Consider the following 16,913-nt stretch of genomic DNA (forward strand, 5'->3'; position numbering starts at 1 on the left):
CGAGATGTTGCTCGACGTCGAAACGCGGCACCTCGAGGTGCCTGCCGAGATGCACGGCTGGCGCGCCGACCAGGCCCTGGCGCATTTGATTCCCGAATTATCGCGTTCGTATCTGAAGCAACTGATCGTGGAGGGCGCGGCCGTGCTTCGCGGCGCGCCGCTGCGCAAAGCCTCGGTTCACCTGGCCGTGGGCGATCGGTTGGCGGTCGAGTTGCGGCCCACCCAGCAGGCACAGGCCTTCGTGCCTCAGGCGATGGCGCTGGACGTCGTGTTCGAAGATGCCCATCTGCTGGTGATCCACAAGCCCGCCGGACTGGTGGTGCATCCCGCAGCGGGCCACTGGACCGGCACCTTGCTCAACGGTCTGCTGGCGCACCACGCGGGCGCGGCGGGCCTGCCGCGTGCGGGCATCGTGCACCGGCTGGACAAAGACACTTCCGGCCTGATGCTGGTGGGCAAGTCGCGCCCGGCGGTTGAGGCGCTCACGCGCGCCATCGCCGCGCGCGAGGTCGATCGCCAATACCTCGCGCTGGCCCATGGCGCCTGGTTGGGCGAGAGCGAAAAGGTCGTGGACCAGCCCATTGGGCGCGACGTGCACAACCGCCTGCGCATGGCCGTCGTGCGCCATGCCGACGGCAGCACGGGCAAACCGGCCCAGACCACGGTGCGCCTGCTCGAAGGCACGCAGGATGCCTGCCTGGTGGTCTGCAAATTGCACACCGGGCGCACCCACCAGATCCGCGTGCACATGGCCTGGCTCCAACATCCCTTGGTGGGCGACACCGTTTATGGCGGCCGGCCCAAGTGGGGGATGGCGCGCCAGGCGCTGCATGCTGCCCGCTTGCGGCTGAGCCACCCCATCACGGGGGAGGCGCTGGTGTTTCGCTCGCCACTGCCCCAGGACATGCTCAACGCCTTGGGGCAGAGCGGGCTCCGCTACAATGGGCCGCGTGTGGACGGTGGCTTCTTCGAATGAGAAGCCGCGCTGCCACCGAGCACCGTCAGACGGTGCCGGGGCGTTGAACCCACTCTCTTGTTTTCTGCCGGGCCTGCCGATGCTTTTCGTTGCGGTGCTCCGAGCCAACGGCCGTCCCCGTCTTTGCCTGTGCGCGAGCGACGGGCCCTTGCCCACCCCCTGTGCCGGTGCGTCACAACCGGTTTTTGACAGACTGACGCCATGAACACCACGGATGCCAAGCGAGTCCTTGAGACCGCGCTGATCTGCGCACCCCAGCCGCTGTCCGTTCGGGAATTGGGCACGTTGTTCGAGTCCGAACTGTCGGCGGACACACTCAAGACCCTGCTGGGCGACCTGCAGCTGGAATGGACCGGCCGCGGCGTCGAGCTGGTGCAGGTGGCGACGGGCTGGCGCTTTCAAAGCCGGCCCGAGCTGCGCCCCTTCCTCGATCGGCTCCACCCCGAGAAGCCGCCGCGCTACAGCCGCGCCACCATGGAGACGCTGGCCATCATCGCGTACCGCCAGCCCGTGACGCGCGGTGACATGGAAGACATCCGGGGCGTGACCATCAGCTCGCTGATCATCAAGCAGCTGGAGGACCGTGGCTGGATCGAGGTGATCGGGCATCGCGAAACCGTGGGCCGTCCCTCGCTGTTCGCCACGACCTGCCAGTTTCTCGACGATCTCGGCCTGTCGTCGCTGGACCAGTTGCCACCGTTGGAAAGCAACGAGGTCCAGGAGTCGGCGCTGGACCGGCTGGATTTCGAATCCCTGTCGTCCCAAGTCGGTGTCGACGGTTCGGAAACCGCTGAGCCCACTGAAACGGCAGTAGCTGCCGAGGCCACCGCCGTCATCGACGTCATCGAAGCTTCTGCCTCCGCAGAGACCGATGACCCCACCCAGGCCGAGACGCCCCCGCTCGCCGACGAAGCTCCTTCCGAAGCCGCCTCAGGCGACAGCGAAGCCGAGCCTTCGGCCCCGCCCACCCAGGAAGACCATGAACCCGGCGCAGAACCCCCCACCCAACCCTGAGCCCGTGTCCGACGCGGCGGCCTCCACACCCGAGGGCGTCGAGGCGGCCGCAGCGCCCGATGCGGCAGGCAAGAAGCCGCAGGCCCCACACACCTCGGAAGATGCCCTGGCGTTTGACGATGTGGTCAGTGGCGCCTTCGACGCCGTCCAGGCGCAGGACCTGCCCTTGCCCGCCAAGCGGGTGCTCGCGCCGCAGGCCGAATCGCCCAAGCTGCACAAGGTGCTGGCGCAGGCCGGCATGGGCTCGCGCCTGGAGATGGAGCAGTTGATTCTTGAAGGCCGGATCTCCGTCAATGGCGAACCGGCCCACATCGGCCAGCGCATCCAGTTCGGCGACGTCATCAAGGTCAATGGCAAGCCGGTGCGGGTGCGCATGACGCCACCACCACCGCGCGTGCTGGCGTACCACAAGCCGGCCGGCGAGGTGGTGTCGCACGACGACCCCCAGAACCGGCCCACGGTGTTCCGCCGTCTGCCCAGGCTGATGCAGGGCAAGTGGCAGTCGGTCGGTCGGCTCGACCTGAACACCGAAGGCCTGCTCCTGCTCACCAACTCCGGTGAACTCGCCAACCGCCTGATGCACCCGCGCTTCGGTCTGCAGCGCGAATACGCCGTGCGCGTGTTGGGAGCCTTGTCCAACGAGGAAAAGCAGCGCCTGCTCGACGGCGTGCAGCTCGACGACGGCGTGGCCCAGTTCGCCTCCATCGAAGATGGTGGGGGCGAGGGCGCCAACTGCTGGTACCGCGTGACCATCGGCGAGGGGCGCAACCGCGAGGTGCGCCGCATGTTCGAGGCGGTGGGCCATGCCGTCAGCCGCCTGATCCGCATCCGCTACGGCGCAGTGATGCTGCCGCGCGGCCTCAAGCGTGGCGTCTGGCTGGAGCTGGACGAGCGCGACATCGCCCGCCTGAGTGCCGCCGCCGGGCTGGAGCGCGGTGACGACAGTGCGCGCGGGCCGCGCCCAGGTGGCCGGCATCCGTCGCAGCGCGGCAAGCAGAACGCCAAGGGTGCCCGACCGCAGGGCAGCGGGTTTGGTGATCGCCGGGACAACGGCGGTTACGGCGGCACGGGCGGCGCGCCCGGTGGGCCGAAGCCGCGTGGCGGCAAAGGCGGGAAGGGGCAGGGCGCGTCGGGGTCGCAGCAGCCCGATCCGATGAAGACCTCCTTTGGCTACATCGGGCAGGATGCACTGCAACGCCGCCGGGAACAAGACGCTGCTCGGGGTGGTCCCAGTGGTGGTCCACGCCGCCGTGGCGGCGGGGGCCGCTCCGGGGGGCGCTGACACGGTCTCCTCGCCTTGGTGCGGTGCAGCACCGACACCTGGGCAATGTAGAATCGCGGGCTTTGTGAGGCCAAGCCGGCCTCGGCAGATTGACCCAGAAACTTCAGGATTTTTATGGCCATCGAACGCACCCTCTCGATCATCAAGCCCGACGCCGTCGCCAAGAACGTCATCGGCCAGATTTACGCCCGCTTTGAAGCCGCTGGCCTGAAGGTCGTGGCCGCTCGCATGGCCCACCTGTCGCGCGGCGAAGCCGAAGCTTTCTACGCGGTGCACAAGGAGCGTCCCTTCTTCAAGGACCTGGTCGACTTCATGATCTCCGGCCCGGTGATGATCCAGGCCCTGGAAGGCGAGGGCGCCATTGCCAAGAACCGCGACCTGATGGGCGCGACCGATCCCAAGAAGGCGGCCGCCGGCACCATCCGCGCCGACTTCGCTGACAGCATCGATGCCAACGCCGTGCACGGCTCCGACGCGCCCGAAACGGCGGCCGCCGAAGTGGCGTTCTTCTTTGCCGGCCTCAACGTCTATTCGCGTTGATCATGGTATGACGGCCAATCTGCTCGATTTCGACCTCGAGGGTTTGGCCGCCTTTTGCGAGCAGTTGGGCGAAAAGCGTTTTCGCGCCGTCCAATTGTTCCGCTGGATTCATCAAAAGGGTGCGTCGGACTTCACCCAGATGACCGACCTCGCGCGCAGCCTGCGCGACAAGCTCCCCGGCGTCTGCACCGTCACCGACCTTCCCGTGCTGTCGCGCCAGGATTCGGCGGACGGCACCATCAAATGGCTGTTCGACGTCGGCGATGGCAACGCGGTGGAAACCGTGTTCATTCCCGAAGACGACCGCGGCACCCTGTGCATCTCCTCGCAAGCGGGTTGCGCGGTCGGCTGCCGCTTCTGCTCCACCGGCCATCAGGGCTTTTCGCGCAACCTCACCACGGGTGAGATCCTCGCGCAGCTCTGGCATGCCGAGCACTTTCTGCGGCGCCACCTGAAGCGCGACGAGCGCGTGATCACCAACGTGGTCATGATGGGCATGGGCGAGCCTTTGCAGAACTACAACGCGCTGGTGCCCGCCTTGCGCGTGATGCTCGACGACCATGGTTACGGCCTGTCGCGCCGGCGCGTTACCGTCTCCACCTCCGGTGTGGTGCCGATGATCGATCGCCTGGCGAAGGACTGCCCAGTGGCGCTCGCCGTGTCGCTGCACGCGCCGAACGACCCGCTGCGCGACGACCTGGTGCCCTTGAACCGCAAGTACCCGATCGCCGAACTGCTCGACGCCTGCCTGCGCTACCTGCCCGCGGCGCCGCGCGACTTCATCACCTTCGAGTACTGCATGCTCGACGGGGTGAACGACCAGCCCGAACATGCGCGCGAACTGCTGGCCCTGGTCAAGCGACACGGGGAACGCGGCGTGCCCTGCAAAATCAACCTGATTCCGTTCAACCCCTTCCCCGATTCGGGGCTCACCTGTTCTCCGCGCGCCGTCGTGCAACGCTTTGGCCAGATGCTCAACGAAGGCGGGGTGGTCACCACGGTGCGCAAGACGCGTGGCGACGACATCGACGCCGCCTGTGGCCAACTGGCCGGCGACGTGCTGGACCGCACCAATGCCGCAAAACGGCTGGCGCAACGGCGCCAGGGCGCTGAACGACCGATCCGATTTGTCCACAAGGAAAGGCAGGCATGACGCACGCGATTCGCACCGGTTCTTGGCGTTGGGGGTTGGGGCTTGGCGCCTTGCTGGTGGTGCTGGGCGGATGCGCGCAGACGGGCAGTGAGCCGGCCTCCGTGGCGGCGGCCGTGGCCAGCGGCACTGAGCCGATCACCGAGTCCGACGAGTCCGAGGCACGCAAGCGCGCCCGCATCCGTCTGGAGCTGGCGTCGAACTATTTCGACCATGGGCAGACCACGGTCGCGCTGGACGAGACCAAGTTGTCGCTGGCGGCCGACCCGACCTATACACCGGCCTACACCTTGCGCGGCCTGATCTACACCCGTCTCAACGAGCTGCGCCTGGCCGAGGACAGCTTCAAGCGCGCACAGCAGCTCAGTCCGCGCGACCCCGATGTGCTGCACCACTACGGCCTGTTCGTCTGCCAGCAAGGCCGTTACGCGCAGGCCGTGGAGCTGTTCCAGCAAGCGCTGGCCAGCCCGGTCTATGGCGGTCAGGCCAAGACACTGATGGCCAAAGGCGTGTGCCAGGTGCGCGCGGCCCAGTTCGCCGAAGCCGAGGCCAGCCTGGCCCGTTCGTACGAGCTTGATCCCGGCAATCCCATCACGGCCTACAACCTGGCATCTCTGCAGTTCCGTCGGGGTGACAGTGCCAAGGCCCAATTCGTCATTCGGCGTCTGAACAACAGCGAACTGGCCAACGCCGAAACCCTTTGGCTGGGCATCAAGGTCGAGCAGCGCCTCAACAGTACCGAGGCCATGGCGCAGCTGGCCCAACAGCTGGGTCGGCGCTATCCCGAGTCCCGCGAGTGGACGTTGTACCAACGGAGAGCATTTGATGAGTGAGGCGTTTGCCCGTCAGGGCGGCCCAGGAACGGGTGAGGGTGTGTCGCGTCCGGTGCTGCTGCGCGCGGCGCGCGAGGCCGCCGGTTTGCACATTGCCGCGCTGGCGGCGGCGCTCAAGGTGCCGGTGCGCAAGCTCGAGGCGCTCGAAGCCGGGCGCTACGAAGAATTGCCCGATCTCACGTTCGCACGCGCGCTGGCTTCCAGCGCCTGCCGGCATCTCAAGGTCGATCCCGTACCCGTGCTGGAACAGATTCCGAACCGCGTGGTGCGCGAGCTGGGTGGTTCGCGGCAAAACATCAACGCCAGCTTCCAGAGCGCGCAGGACCCCGGGCCCATCAACCCCGTGAGCTGGCTGTCGCGTCCGGCGCTGCTGGCGGCCATCGTGTTGCTGTTGGGGGCCCTGGTGATCGTGTTCCTGCCACGCGTCGAGAATGCCGGATCGGCGCAGGACGGGACCGCCGGGACCGCGACCGTTTCAGAGCCGTTGGAGACTGAGGAATCCGTGGGGCCCGCAGAGCCCGTGCCCGCGCAGGAGCCACAAGCGCCGGCTGCGGCCGATGGCCAGACTCCTGCCACCGTGGGCGCCGCACCCGCTGCGTCCCTGGTGCCCGCCACGCCGGCATCACCGGCAGCAGGTGTGCCTGCAGCCACCGTCGCCACATCGGCGTCCGCTTCCGCGCCCCATGCGCTGCTGACCATCGCCGCCACGGGAGAGACCTGGATCGAAGTGGTCAACGGCGCGCGCGCCACGGTCGTGCAACGCGTGCTGAATGCGGGCGAATCGATCGACTTCTCCACCGCGCCACCGTATTCCGTGGTGCTCGGCCGAGCCGACGCCGCGCAGGTCACCGTGCGCGGCAAGGCTTTGGATGTGCAGGGGCAGGCCCGCAACAACGTCGCGCGCTTCGAGGTGAAATGAACATGGACATGAACGTGCAGCCCGCCACCGCGTGCGAGCCGATTCCGGTCTCCAAGCCACTGGCCCGCCGTTCGCGGCAAGGTGTCGTGGCCTGGGGCAGCCACCGTGTGACGGTGGGTGGCGACGCGCCGGTGCGGGTGCAGTCCATGACCAACACCGACACCGCCGATGCGATCGGCACCGCGATCCAGGTCAAGGAGCTCGCCCTGGCGGGCTCGGAGCTGGTGCGCATCACCGTCAACAACGACGAGGCCGCCAAGGCCGTTCCCTACATCCGCGAGCAACTCGATCGCATGGGCGTGAACGTGCCCTTGATCGGCGACTTCCACTACAACGGACACCGCTTGCTGACCGATCACCCGGCCTGTGCCGAGGCGCTCTCCAAGTACCGCATCAACCCGGGCAACGTGGGCCGGGGCGACAAGGGCGACCGCCAGTTTGCGCAGATGGTGGAGATCGCCGCGCGCCTGGACAAGGCCATCCGCATCGGCGTCAACTGGGGCAGCCTGGACCAGGACCTGCTCGCGCGCCTGATGGACGAGAACGCCGGCCGCAGCCAGCCCTGGGACGCCAAGCAGGTGATGTACGAGGCCTTGATCGCATCGGCGCTCGACTCCGCCCGCAAGGCCGAAGAGATCGGCCTCAGTGGCAACAACATCATGCTGTCCTGCAAGGTCAGCGGTGTGCAGGACCTGATCGCCGTGTACCAGGCGCTGGCGCAACGTTGCGACTACGCCTTGCACCTCGGCCTCACCGAAGCCGGCATGGGCACCAAGGGGGCGGTGGCGTCGGCCGCTGCGCTGTCGGTGCTGCTGCAGCAAGGTATCGGCGACACCATTCGCGTCTCCCTCACGCCGCAACCCGGCGAGGCGCGCACGCAGGAAGTGGTGATCGCCTCGGAAATCCTGCAGGCCCTGGGCCTGCGCGCCTTCGTGCCCTCGGTCACTGCCTGCCCGGGCTGTGGCCGCACCACCAGCACCACCTTCCAGGAACTGGCCAAGCAGATCGACGACTACCTGCGCAGCTCCATGCCGCAGTGGCGCGCGCGCTACCCCGGCGTGGAAAACCTCAAGGTGGCGGTCATGGGCTGCATCGTCAACGGCCCCGGTGAGAGCAAGCATGCCGACATCGGCATCAGCCTGCCCGGTACCGGCGAGGCGCCGGCCGCGCCGATCTTCATCGACGGGCAGAAGGCCATGACACTGCGAGGCGCGGGCATTGCGCAAGAGTTCCAGCAGATCGTCGAAAACTACATTGAAAAGAAATTCGGCGCCACGGCTTGAGAAGCTGTCCCGCCGAGAGTGAAACGCCATGGCAGATAAATTGAGCGCCGTCAAAGGCATGAACGACATTGCCCCTCCCACGTCCGCGCACTGGGAGTGGCTGGAAGAGACCTTGCGCACGCTGATGCGCCGCTACGGCTACCGCAACCTGCGCACGCCCATCGTCGAGCACACGGCGTTGTTCGTGCGCGGCCTGGGCGAGGTGACCGACATCGTCGAGAAGGAGATGTATTCCTTCGAAGACCGCTTGAACGGCGAGCAACTCACGCTGCGTCCCGAGAACACCGCTGGCGTGGTGCGCGCCGCGCTGGAGCATTCGCTGTTGTACGACGGGGGCAAGCGCCTCTACTACATGGGCCCCATGTTTCGCCACGAGCGGCCGCAGCGCGGGCGCTACCGCCAGTTCCACCAGTTCGGCGCCGAGGCCCTGGGCTTCGCCGGGCCCGACGTGGATGCGGAACTCATCGTGCTGGCCAGCGACCTGTGGGCCGCATTGGGTCTGAAGGGCATCGAACTCGAAATCAACAGCCTGGGCCAGCCGCCCGAGCGCCTGGCGCACCGGCAGGCGCTGATCGCCTACCTCGAAGCCCACGTCGATCAACTCGACGAAGAAGCCAAGCGCCGCCTGCACAGCAACCCGCTGCGCATCCTGGACACGAAGAACCCGGCCATGCAGGACCTGGTGAACGCAGCGCCGCGCCTGATGGACCACCTGGGCACGGAGTCGCTCGCGCACTTCAACCGGCTGCGCGAGCTGCTCGATGCGCACGGCATCGCCTACCGCATCAACCCGCGCCTGGTGCGTGGCATGGACTACTACAACCTCTCGGTGTTCGAGTTCGTCACCACGCAACTGGGCTCGCAAGGCACGGTGTGCGCCGGTGGTCGCTACGACGGCCTGTTCGAACAGATCGGTGGCAAGGCCGCGCCAGCCGTGGGCTGGGCCTTGGGCATGGAGCGCATTCTCGAACTCTTGAAGGAGCAGGGTCTGTTGCCCGAGCCACCCGTGCCCGATGCCTATGCCGTGGTGCCCGACGTGGCGCAAGTGCCGCAGGTCATGCCGGTGCTGCGCGCGCTGCGCCAGCACGGCGTGAACGTGCAGATGCACGCCGGTGGCGCCGATGGCATGGGCAGCATGAAATCGCAGTTCAAGAAAGCCGATGCGAGTGGCGCGCGTTTTGCGCTGATCTTCGGCGAGCAGGAAATGCAGCAGGGCTCGGTGGCGCTCAAGCCGCTGCGCGGCCCGCGCACCGATGCGCCCGCCGAGATGGCGCAAAGCCTCCTGCCGTTGAATGCCGTGGCCGATTGGGCGGCGCGCCTGGGCGCGCGCTGAAACCCGCGATGCACATGGGTCGAGTCCCGGGCAGGGCGCCTGGGCCGCCCGCCTACAATGCCCCGTTGCGCGCACCGCGCACGGACCCTTAGCAGAACCTTCACATGGCCAAACACCTCGACCTCGAAGAACAGGAACAGATCGACCAGATCAAACACTTCTGGGCGCAGTACGGCAACCTGATCAGCTGGGTGCTCATCGTCGTTTTCGGTTCGTTCGCGGCCTGGAACGGCTGGAACTACTGGCAGCGCACGCAAGGACTGAAGGCCGCTGCGCTCTACGACGAAGTCGATCGCGCCGCGCTGGCGAAAGACGCCGAGCGCATGGAGCGTGCGCTGGCCGACATGCAGTCGAACTTCGGTGGCACCACCTACGCCAGCCAGGCCGCGCTGCTGGCCGGCAAGACGCTGTTCGAGGCGGGCCAGGTCGACAAGGCCCGCGCCGCGCTGACCTGGGCGGCGGACAAATCCAGCGACGCGTCGTACAAGGCCACGGCGCGGCTGCGCCTGGCGGCACTGGACATCGAAGCCAAAGCGTTTGACCAGGCGCTCAAGACGCTGGATGCGTCCGTGCCCAAACCGTTCGAGCCCCTGGTGGCCGATCGGCGTGGCGATGTGTTCATGGCGCAGGGCAAGGCCGACAAGGCCAGGACCCAGTACACGAATGCCTGGAAAGCCCTGGGAGAGCGCTCCGAATACCGGCGCCTCGTCGAAGTCAAACTCGCCGCTCTCGGTGTCGACGTCTCCAGCCTGACCCCACCCGCTACCGCGCCTTGACACCATGTCCCATCGCATTCCACGCCGTTCCATGAGCCGCGCTCTTTCCCTGCTGGTCACCGCCCTGGTGGTGGCCGCCTGCTCGTCGAGTCCCAAGAAACCGCAGCCCACGCCGCTGGCACCGTCGGTGGCGCTCATGGGCACACAGCTCATCTGGTCTGCCCAGGTGGGGCAGGGTGGTGCATCGCTGGCGCCCTACACGGCCGACGGGCGCGTTTTCGTGGCAGGCAATGCCGGCGTCGTGGCCGCGCTCGACGCCGCCACCGGCAAGGACGTCTGGCGCCTGAACCTGGGGTCACCGATCGCTGCGGGCGTGGGCTCTGACGGCCAGACCGCTGCGGTCATTACCCGCAACAACCAACTGGTGGCCGTCGCCGATGGCAGCGAACGCTGGCGCGTGCGCCTGCCAGCCCGTTCGTTCACCGCGCCCCTGGTGGCGGGTGGCCGCGTGTTCGTGCTGACCGCGGACCGCGCGGTTGTGGCCTTCGATGGCAAGACCGGCGCGCGCCTGTGGACCCAGAGCCGCCCCTCCGAACCTCTCGTGTTGAGCCAGGCCGGTGCGCTGCTGGCCGTGGGTGACACCTTGGTGGCGGGCCTGGCAGGACGCCTGACCGGCCTGAACCCCGACAACGGCTCGGTGCGTTGGGAAACCCCGATCGCCACCTCGCGCGGCACCAACGAGGTGGAACGCCTGGTGGACATCGTGGGGCCGGTCAGCCGCATCGGCCGCAGCGTCTGCGCGCGCGCCTACGCGGCTGCCGTCGGCTGTGTGGACGCCGCCCGGGGCACGCCGGTCTGGACCCGTGCCGCGCAAGGCACGACGGGCGTGCATGGCGACGACCGCCTGGTGTTCGGCAGCGAGTCCGACGGCCGTTTCCAGGCCTGGCAGCGCAGCACGGGCGAGCCGGCTTGGGGCATCGACCGCCTGAAATACCGCGAGCTGAGCGCGCCCTTGGCCTTGGGCCGCGTATTGGCCGTGGGCGACGGCAGCGGCATCGTTCACCTCATCTCGCGCGAAGATGGCAGCGAAATGGCCCGCCTCACCACCGATGGTTCCGCCATCGCCGCCACGCCGGTGCTCGCCGGCGATGCGCTGGTGGTGCAAACGCACAACGGCGGTGTGTACGCCTGGCGTCCCCAGTAACCGAAAGCCTGTCCGTGAAACCCGTCATCGCCCTGGTGGGCCGTCCCAATGTGGGCAAGTCCACCCTGTTCAACCGCCTGACGAGTTCGCGCGACGCCATCGTGGCCGACTTCGCGGGCCTCACGCGCGACCGCCACTATGGCAATGGCCACCAAGGCAAGCGCGAGTACATCGTGATCGACACCGGTGGCTTCGAGCCCGAGGCGAGCGAGGGCATCTACAAGGAAATGGCCAAGCAGACCCGGCAGGCTGTTGCCGAGTCCGATGTGGTGATCTTCGTGGTCGACGCCCGCGCCGGCCTCAGCGCCCAGGACCACGACATCGCGGGCTATCTGCGCCGGCTGGGCAAACCGTCGGTGCTGGTGGCCAACAAGGCCGAGGGCATGACCCAAGGCCTGCAACTGGTGGAGTTCTTCGAATTGGGCCTGGGCGAGGTCCTGCCCGTGTCCGGAGCGCATGGCCAGGGCGTGCGCACCATGCTCGACACCGCGCTGGAGCGCATTCCCGGCTTGCCGCCCGAGGACGAGGAAGATCCCGAGATCGAGACGGGCGTGATCCGCCTGGCCGTGGCGGGGCGCCCCAATGTGGGCAAGTCCACCCTGATCAACGTCTGGCTCGGCGAAGAGCGCCTGGTGGCCTTCGACATGCCAGGCACCACGCGAGACGCCATCTCGGTGCCTTTCGAGCGCTCAGGACAGAAGTTCGAATTGATCGACACCGCCGGCATCCGGAAGAAGGGCCGGGTGTTCGAGGCGATCGAAAAATTTTCGGTGGTCAAGACACTGCAAGCCATCGAAAACGCCCACGTGGTGCTGCTGCTGCTCGACGCGACCCAAGGCGTGACCGACCAGGACGCGCACATTGCCGGCTACATCCTGGAGAGCGGCCGCGCGGTGGTGATCGCCATCAACAAGTGGGACGCGGTCGACGCCTACCAGCGCCAGCAGATCGAGCGCCAGGTCGAAACGCGCCTGGCGTTCCTCAAGTTCGCCTCCCTGCACCTCATCTCGGCGCAAAAGCGCCAGGGGTTGGGTCCGGTCTGGAAGTCCATTGTCCAGGCCCATGCCTCGGCCATGCGCAAGATGTCCACCCCCGTGCTCACGCGGCTCCTGATGGAAGCCGTGGCTTTCCAGGCGCCCATACGCACCGGCATGTTCCGCCCCAAGATGCGCTACGCCCACCAGGGGGGCATGAACCCGCCGGTGATCGTGATCCACGGAAACTCGCTGGAAAAAGTGCCTGACGCCTACACCCGTTTCCTGGAAGGGCGCTTTCGCAAGGCCTTCGATCTCGTGGGCACGCCGCTGCGCATCGAGTACAAGACCTCGGCCAATCCATTCAAGGAATAGGAATTTGGCTTTCGCGCCGGGACGCGCTCTGCGCTGTGGTATGGTCCATTCCTCATCAACTTTCGTTGAACACGGAGCATATCGTGAGCAATAACAAAGGCCAGCTCTTGCAAGACCCCTTCCTGAACCAGCTTCGCCGGGAACATGTGCCGGTGTCGATCTACCTGGTGAACGGTATCAAGCTTCAGGGACAGATCGAGTCTTTCGACCAATACGTCGTGTTGCTGCGCAACACCGTGACGCAAATGGTCTACAAGCACGCGATTTCCACCATCGTGCCGGGCCGCCCGGTGCAATTCTCGGCCGTCTCCACGGACGAGCCGTCCGGCTCCTGAGCCCGCGTTTGAATTCCCTCCGGCCCGTGCAGCCGCGCTGCCGGGGTGGCAATGCTGCGGGCATTGCTGCTGAATCGATTTGAATTCACCTGTTAACCATTCTGCCGCCACGCCATCGGTCATCCTGGTGGGCGTGGACTTTGGCGCGTCCCATTTCGATGCGGGTCTTGAAGAGCTTGGTTTGCTGGCGCAGACCGCCGGCTATACCGTGGCCGAGCGCGTCAGCTGCAAACGCCGCGCACCCGATCCGGCCCTGTTCGTGGGTTCGGGCAAGGCCGACGAGATCAAGATGCTGGGCCAGTCCCTGGGCGCCAGCGAGGTGTTGTTCGACCAATCCCTGAGCCCGGCGCAACAGCGCAATCTCGAGCGCCATCTGGGCATGCCGGTGAACGACCGGACACTGCTCATCCTGGAAATCTTCGCGCAACGCGCGCGCAGCCACGAAGGCAAGCTGCAGGTCGAACTCGCGCGCCTGCAGTACCTCTCCACGCGCCTGGTGCGGCGCTGGTCGCACCTGGAGCGCCAAAGCGGTGGCATCGGCATGCGTGGCGGCCCGGGTGAAACCCAGATCGAGCTGGACCGCCGCATGATCGGCGAGGCCATCAAGCGCACCAAGGAACGGCTGGAGAAGGTCAAGAAGCAGCGCTCCACCCAACGCCGTCAGCGCGAGCGGCGCGACACCTTCTCCATTTCCCTCGTCGGTTACACCAACGCAGGCAAGTCCTCGTTGTTCAACGCGCTGGTGAAGGCTCGGGCCTACGCGGCCGACCAACTCTTCGCGACGCTCGATACCACCACGCGCCAGCTCTATCTGGGCGAGGCAGGGCGCTCGGTGTCCCTGTCGGACACGGTGGGGTTCATCCGCGACTTGCCGCACGGCCTGGTCGATGCCTTCGCCGCCACCTTGCAGGAGGCCGCCGATGCCGATCTGCTGCTGCACGTGGTGGATGCGTCGAACCCCTCGCACCCCGAGCAGATCGCTTCCGTGCTCGACGTGCTGCGCGACATCGGTGCCGATCATGTGCCGCAGATTCTCCTGTTCAACAAGCTCGACGCGATGGACCCGGCCAGCGTGCCCCGCGGTTTGCGCGATTCGATGGAACTGGAGGGGCAATCCGTGCCTCGTATCTTCGTGAGTGCGCAGGTCGGCACGGGTTTGGCCGAGTTGCGTGCGCTGCTGGCCGAGCGCGTGCTGGCCCAAAAGATGGGAGATGGCCCGCAAGGACCGGAGTCACAGCCGGAAAACGGCGAGCCGGCTTTTTGATTGGGCACAATGTGATGGTTTTGAATCGACAACGAGCTGGTACGACATGGACGTGAATCTGCACAACCTTGCCCGCGGCGCTGGATCAGCGTCTCGCCCTGTTCGCCGCGCCGGCTGGCGTGGTTTCTGGGGCATGTTCAATCTGAACGACCCGCGCTGGGGCCGTGGCGAGGACGGCTCGAAGGACGGGCAGGAGCCCGCTCGCGACGACGACCGCAACCCACAGCGACCGCCGCCGCGAGGCCAAGGCCCGAACGACGGCCCGCCCGATCTGGACGAACTCTGGCGCGACCTCAACCGCAAGCTGGGCGGCCTGCTGGGCAACAAGGGCCGTGGCGGTGGCAATGGGTCCAATGGCGGCGGTGGCGGCCGCGGGCCTGGCTTCAACCCCAACCCCAAGGCCACGGGCATCGGCGCGGGTTTGATCGGCGGCGTCGCCGTGTTGATCTGGCTGGGCACCGGCTTTTTCATCGTGCAGGAAGGCCAGCAGGCGGTCATCACGCAGTTCGGCAAGTACCACAGCTCGGTGGGCGCGGGTTTCAACTGGCGTTTGCCATACCCCATTCAGCGCCATGAAACGGTGTTCGTCACACAGATCCGTTCGGTGGACGTGGGGCGCGACAACGTCGTGCCCGCCACCGGCCTGCGCGAGTCGGCCATGCTGACCGAAGATGAAAACATCGTCGAGATCAAGTTCGCGGTGCAGTACCGCCTGAACGACGCGCGCGCCTTCCTGTTCGAAAGCCGCGACCCCGATGCGGCGGTCGTGAAGGTGGCCGAGACGGCGGTGCGCGAAGTGGTCGGCAAGATGCGCATGGATGCGGCGCTGGCCGAAGAGCGCGACCAGATCGCGCCGCGCGTGCGCACGCTGATGCAGGCCATCCTGGACCGCTACAACGTCGGCATCGAGGTGGTGGGCATCAACATGCAGCAAGGCGGTGTGCGTCCGCCCGAACAGGTCCAGGCCGCGTTCGACGACGTGCTCAAGGCGGGCCAGGAGCGCGAGCGGGCCAAGAACGAGGCCCAGGCCTACGCCAACGACGTGGTGCCCCGTGCACGCGGCGCGGCCTCGCGCCTGACCGAAGAGGCCGAAGGCTACCGCGCCCGCATCGTGGCGCAGGCCGAGGGTGATTCGCAGCGCTTCCGCTCGGTGCTGGCCGAATACCAGAAAGCCCCGCAGGTCACCCGCGAGCGCATGTACACGGACACCATGCAGGAGATCTACAGCAACGTCACCAAGATCATAGTGGACTCAAAGTCGGGCTCCAACCTGCTCTACCTGCCGCTGGACAAGCTCATGCAGGTCACGGGGCAATCGGCGCCGGCTGGCAGTGCATCGTCGTCGAGCATGCCCTCGCCGAGCAGCAGCACCGTTCCCGTGCCGTCCAGCCGCACCAACGACAGCGCCGCGCGTTCGCGCGAGCGTGAAAGCCGCTGAACGGCGCCAGCGATCAGAGAGCCAACATGAACAAACTCGGTTTCATCATCACATCCCTCATCGTGGTCCTGGCCTTGGTCAGCTCCACGTTGTTCGTGGTGGACCAGCGCCAGTTCGGCGTGGTCTTCCAGTTGGGGCAGATCAAGCAGGTCGTCACCGAACCCGGCCTGAACTTCAAGCTGCCGCCGCCGTTCCAGAACGTGTCCTACATCGACAAGCGCCTGCTGACGCTGGAGAGCACCGACACCGAACCCACGCTCACCGCAGAGAAGCAGCGCGTGGTCATCGACTGGTACGTGCGCTGGCGCATCAGCGAGCCGCAGGCCTACATCCGCAACGTGGGTGTAAACGAACGCGCGGGCGCGCTCCAGCTCAACCGCGTGGTGCGCAACTCCTTCCAGCAGGAAGTCAACAAGCGCACCGTGAACGAACTGCTGTCCTCGCGCCGCGAAGAGCTGATGGCCGACGTCAAGCGCGAGGTGCTGGCCGCCGTGCGCGGCGCCGACAAGCCTTGGGGCATGGACGTGGTGGACGTGCGCATCACGCGCGTCGACTATGCCGAGAGCATCACCGCGTCGGTGTACCAGCGGATGGAAGCCGAGCGCAAGCGCGTGGCCAACGAGCTGCGCTCCACCGGTTTCGCCGAGGGCGAGAAGATCCGCGCCGACGCCGACCGCCAGCGCGAGGTGATCGTGTCCGAAGCCTACCGCGATGCGCAGTTGATCAAGGGTGCGGGCGATGCCAAGGCCGCCGGTCTCTTCGGTGAAGCCTTCGGCCGCGACCCGGCCTTCGCGCAGTTCTACCGCAGCCTGGACGCCTACAAGGCCAGCTTCGGCAGCAAGTCCGATCTGCTGGTGGTCGACCCCTCGTCCGAATTCTTCAAGGGCATGCGCGGCAGCAACTTGGCGCCCGCGCGCTGAGCCCGCTGCGCTGAGGCAGGCGCCAGCGCATGTCGCCCGAGCTGTTCTGGCTGGCGCTGGCCCTGGTGCTGATTTTCGAGGGCCTGCTGCCATTGCTCGCACCCCGGCTGTGGCGCCGGGTCTTCACCGATGTGATGCGCTTGCGTGACGGGCAACTGCGCTTTTTCGGCCTGCTCAGCGTGGGCTGTGGCGTGCTCTTCTGGTGGCTGCTCTCATGAGGGGCTGAATGAAACACCCCCCTGCGCCGCTGCGCGGCTTCCCCCCTCCGTAGCGCGCCTTCGGCGCTTCGAGGGGGACGGCGCCTCGGGCCGGCGCAGCCGGACCCTCGTCGCCCCTGGTTGGCGTTGTTTCATGCGT

At 66.9% G+C, this 16,913-nt stretch carries 16 protein-coding genes and 1 pseudogene; all 17 read left to right on the forward strand.

Annotated features, from left to right (window positions below; translation table 11 throughout):
* Window positions 1-4: 4 nt before the first annotated feature.
* Window positions 5-976 carry an RluA family pseudouridine synthase gene (locus F9K07_RS13315; RefSeq protein ID WP_236581949.1) on the forward strand — a complete coding sequence of 324 codons (972 nt, stop codon included), beginning with the start codon at window positions 5-7 and terminating at the stop codon, window positions 974-976.
* A 201-nt stretch (window positions 977-1,177) separates the two neighbouring features.
* Window positions 1,178-1,642, forward strand: a pseudogene (gene scpB, locus F9K07_RS32270) (SMC-Scp complex subunit ScpB); the annotation flags it as partial.
* Between the two features lie 205 nt (window positions 1,643-1,847).
* Entirely contained in the window at window positions 1,848-3,272 is a 1,425-nt protein-coding gene (locus tag F9K07_RS13325) for a pseudouridine synthase (protein ID WP_442907426.1), read from the forward strand.
* Between the two features lie 114 nt (window positions 3,273-3,386).
* The gene (gene ndk / locus F9K07_RS13330; RefSeq protein WP_159593822.1) at window positions 3,387-3,812 is read left to right on the forward strand and encodes a nucleoside-diphosphate kinase; all 426 of its coding nucleotides are present in this window, start codon (window positions 3,387-3,389) and stop codon (window positions 3,810-3,812) included.
* Between the two features lie 7 nt (window positions 3,813-3,819).
* On the forward strand, window positions 3,820-4,965 hold the full coding sequence (gene rlmN / locus F9K07_RS13335) for a 23S rRNA (adenine(2503)-C(2))-methyltransferase RlmN (RefSeq protein WP_159593824.1): 1,146 nt from the start codon (window positions 3,820-3,822) through the stop codon (window positions 4,963-4,965).
* Entirely contained in the window at window positions 4,962-5,795 is an 834-nt protein-coding gene (gene pilW, locus F9K07_RS13340) for a type IV pilus biogenesis/stability protein PilW (RefSeq protein ID WP_159593826.1), read from the forward strand. The genes rlmN and pilW overlap by 4 nt, the downstream gene beginning before the upstream one ends.
* Window positions 5,788-6,714 (forward strand): RodZ domain-containing protein, encoded by a 927-nt coding sequence (locus tag F9K07_RS13345; protein ID WP_159593828.1) that lies wholly within the window; start codon window positions 5,788-5,790, stop codon window positions 6,712-6,714. Before pilW ends, F9K07_RS13345 begins: the two co-directional genes overlap by 8 nt.
* Before the next feature lie 2 nt (window positions 6,715-6,716).
* Window positions 6,717-7,997: a flavodoxin-dependent (E)-4-hydroxy-3-methylbut-2-enyl-diphosphate synthase gene (gene ispG, locus F9K07_RS13350; protein WP_236581950.1), complete on the forward strand. Its 1,281-nt coding sequence runs from the start codon at window positions 6,717-6,719 to the stop codon at window positions 7,995-7,997.
* Between the two features lie 28 nt (window positions 7,998-8,025).
* Window positions 8,026-9,330 (forward strand): histidine--tRNA ligase, encoded by a 1,305-nt coding sequence (gene hisS, locus F9K07_RS13355; protein WP_159593830.1) that lies wholly within the window; start codon window positions 8,026-8,028, stop codon window positions 9,328-9,330.
* A 104-nt stretch (window positions 9,331-9,434) separates the two neighbouring features.
* Window positions 9,435-10,106 carry a YfgM family protein gene (locus F9K07_RS13360; RefSeq protein ID WP_159593832.1) on the forward strand — a complete coding sequence of 224 codons (672 nt, stop codon included), beginning with the start codon at window positions 9,435-9,437 and terminating at the stop codon, window positions 10,104-10,106.
* A gap of 31 nt (window positions 10,107-10,137) precedes the next feature.
* On the forward strand, window positions 10,138-11,250 hold the full coding sequence (gene bamB / locus F9K07_RS13365; RefSeq protein WP_236581951.1) for an outer membrane protein assembly factor BamB: 1,113 nt from the start codon (window positions 10,138-10,140) through the stop codon (window positions 11,248-11,250).
* Window positions 11,251-11,264: 14 nt separating this feature from the next.
* Entirely contained in the window at window positions 11,265-12,599 is a 1,335-nt protein-coding gene (der, locus tag F9K07_RS13370; RefSeq protein WP_159593836.1) for a ribosome biogenesis GTPase Der, read from the forward strand.
* Between the two features lie 65 nt (window positions 12,600-12,664).
* Window positions 12,665-12,934, forward strand: a complete 270-nt coding sequence (hfq, locus tag F9K07_RS13375; protein WP_159593838.1) for an RNA chaperone Hfq — start codon at window positions 12,665-12,667, stop codon at window positions 12,932-12,934.
* Between the two features lie 79 nt (window positions 12,935-13,013).
* On the forward strand, window positions 13,014-14,198 hold the full coding sequence (gene hflX, locus F9K07_RS13380; RefSeq protein WP_236581952.1) for a GTPase HflX: 1,185 nt from the start codon (window positions 13,014-13,016) through the stop codon (window positions 14,196-14,198).
* Window positions 14,199-14,331: 133 nt separating this feature from the next.
* Window positions 14,332-15,636: an FtsH protease activity modulator HflK gene (hflK, locus tag F9K07_RS13385; protein WP_236581953.1), complete on the forward strand. Its 1,305-nt coding sequence runs from the start codon at window positions 14,332-14,334 to the stop codon at window positions 15,634-15,636.
* Between the two features lie 26 nt (window positions 15,637-15,662).
* On the forward strand, window positions 15,663-16,556 hold the full coding sequence (gene hflC / locus F9K07_RS13390; RefSeq protein ID WP_159593842.1) for a protease modulator HflC: 894 nt from the start codon (window positions 15,663-15,665) through the stop codon (window positions 16,554-16,556).
* 29 nt (window positions 16,557-16,585) lie between these two features.
* The gene (locus tag F9K07_RS13395; protein ID WP_159593844.1) at window positions 16,586-16,774 is read left to right on the forward strand and encodes a DUF2065 domain-containing protein; all 189 of its coding nucleotides are present in this window, start codon (window positions 16,586-16,588) and stop codon (window positions 16,772-16,774) included.
* Window positions 16,775-16,913 lie beyond the last annotated feature (139 nt).

This window comes from Hydrogenophaga sp. BPS33, assembly GCF_009859475.1.
GTDB lineage: Bacteria > Pseudomonadota > Gammaproteobacteria > Burkholderiales > Burkholderiaceae_C > Hydrogenophaga.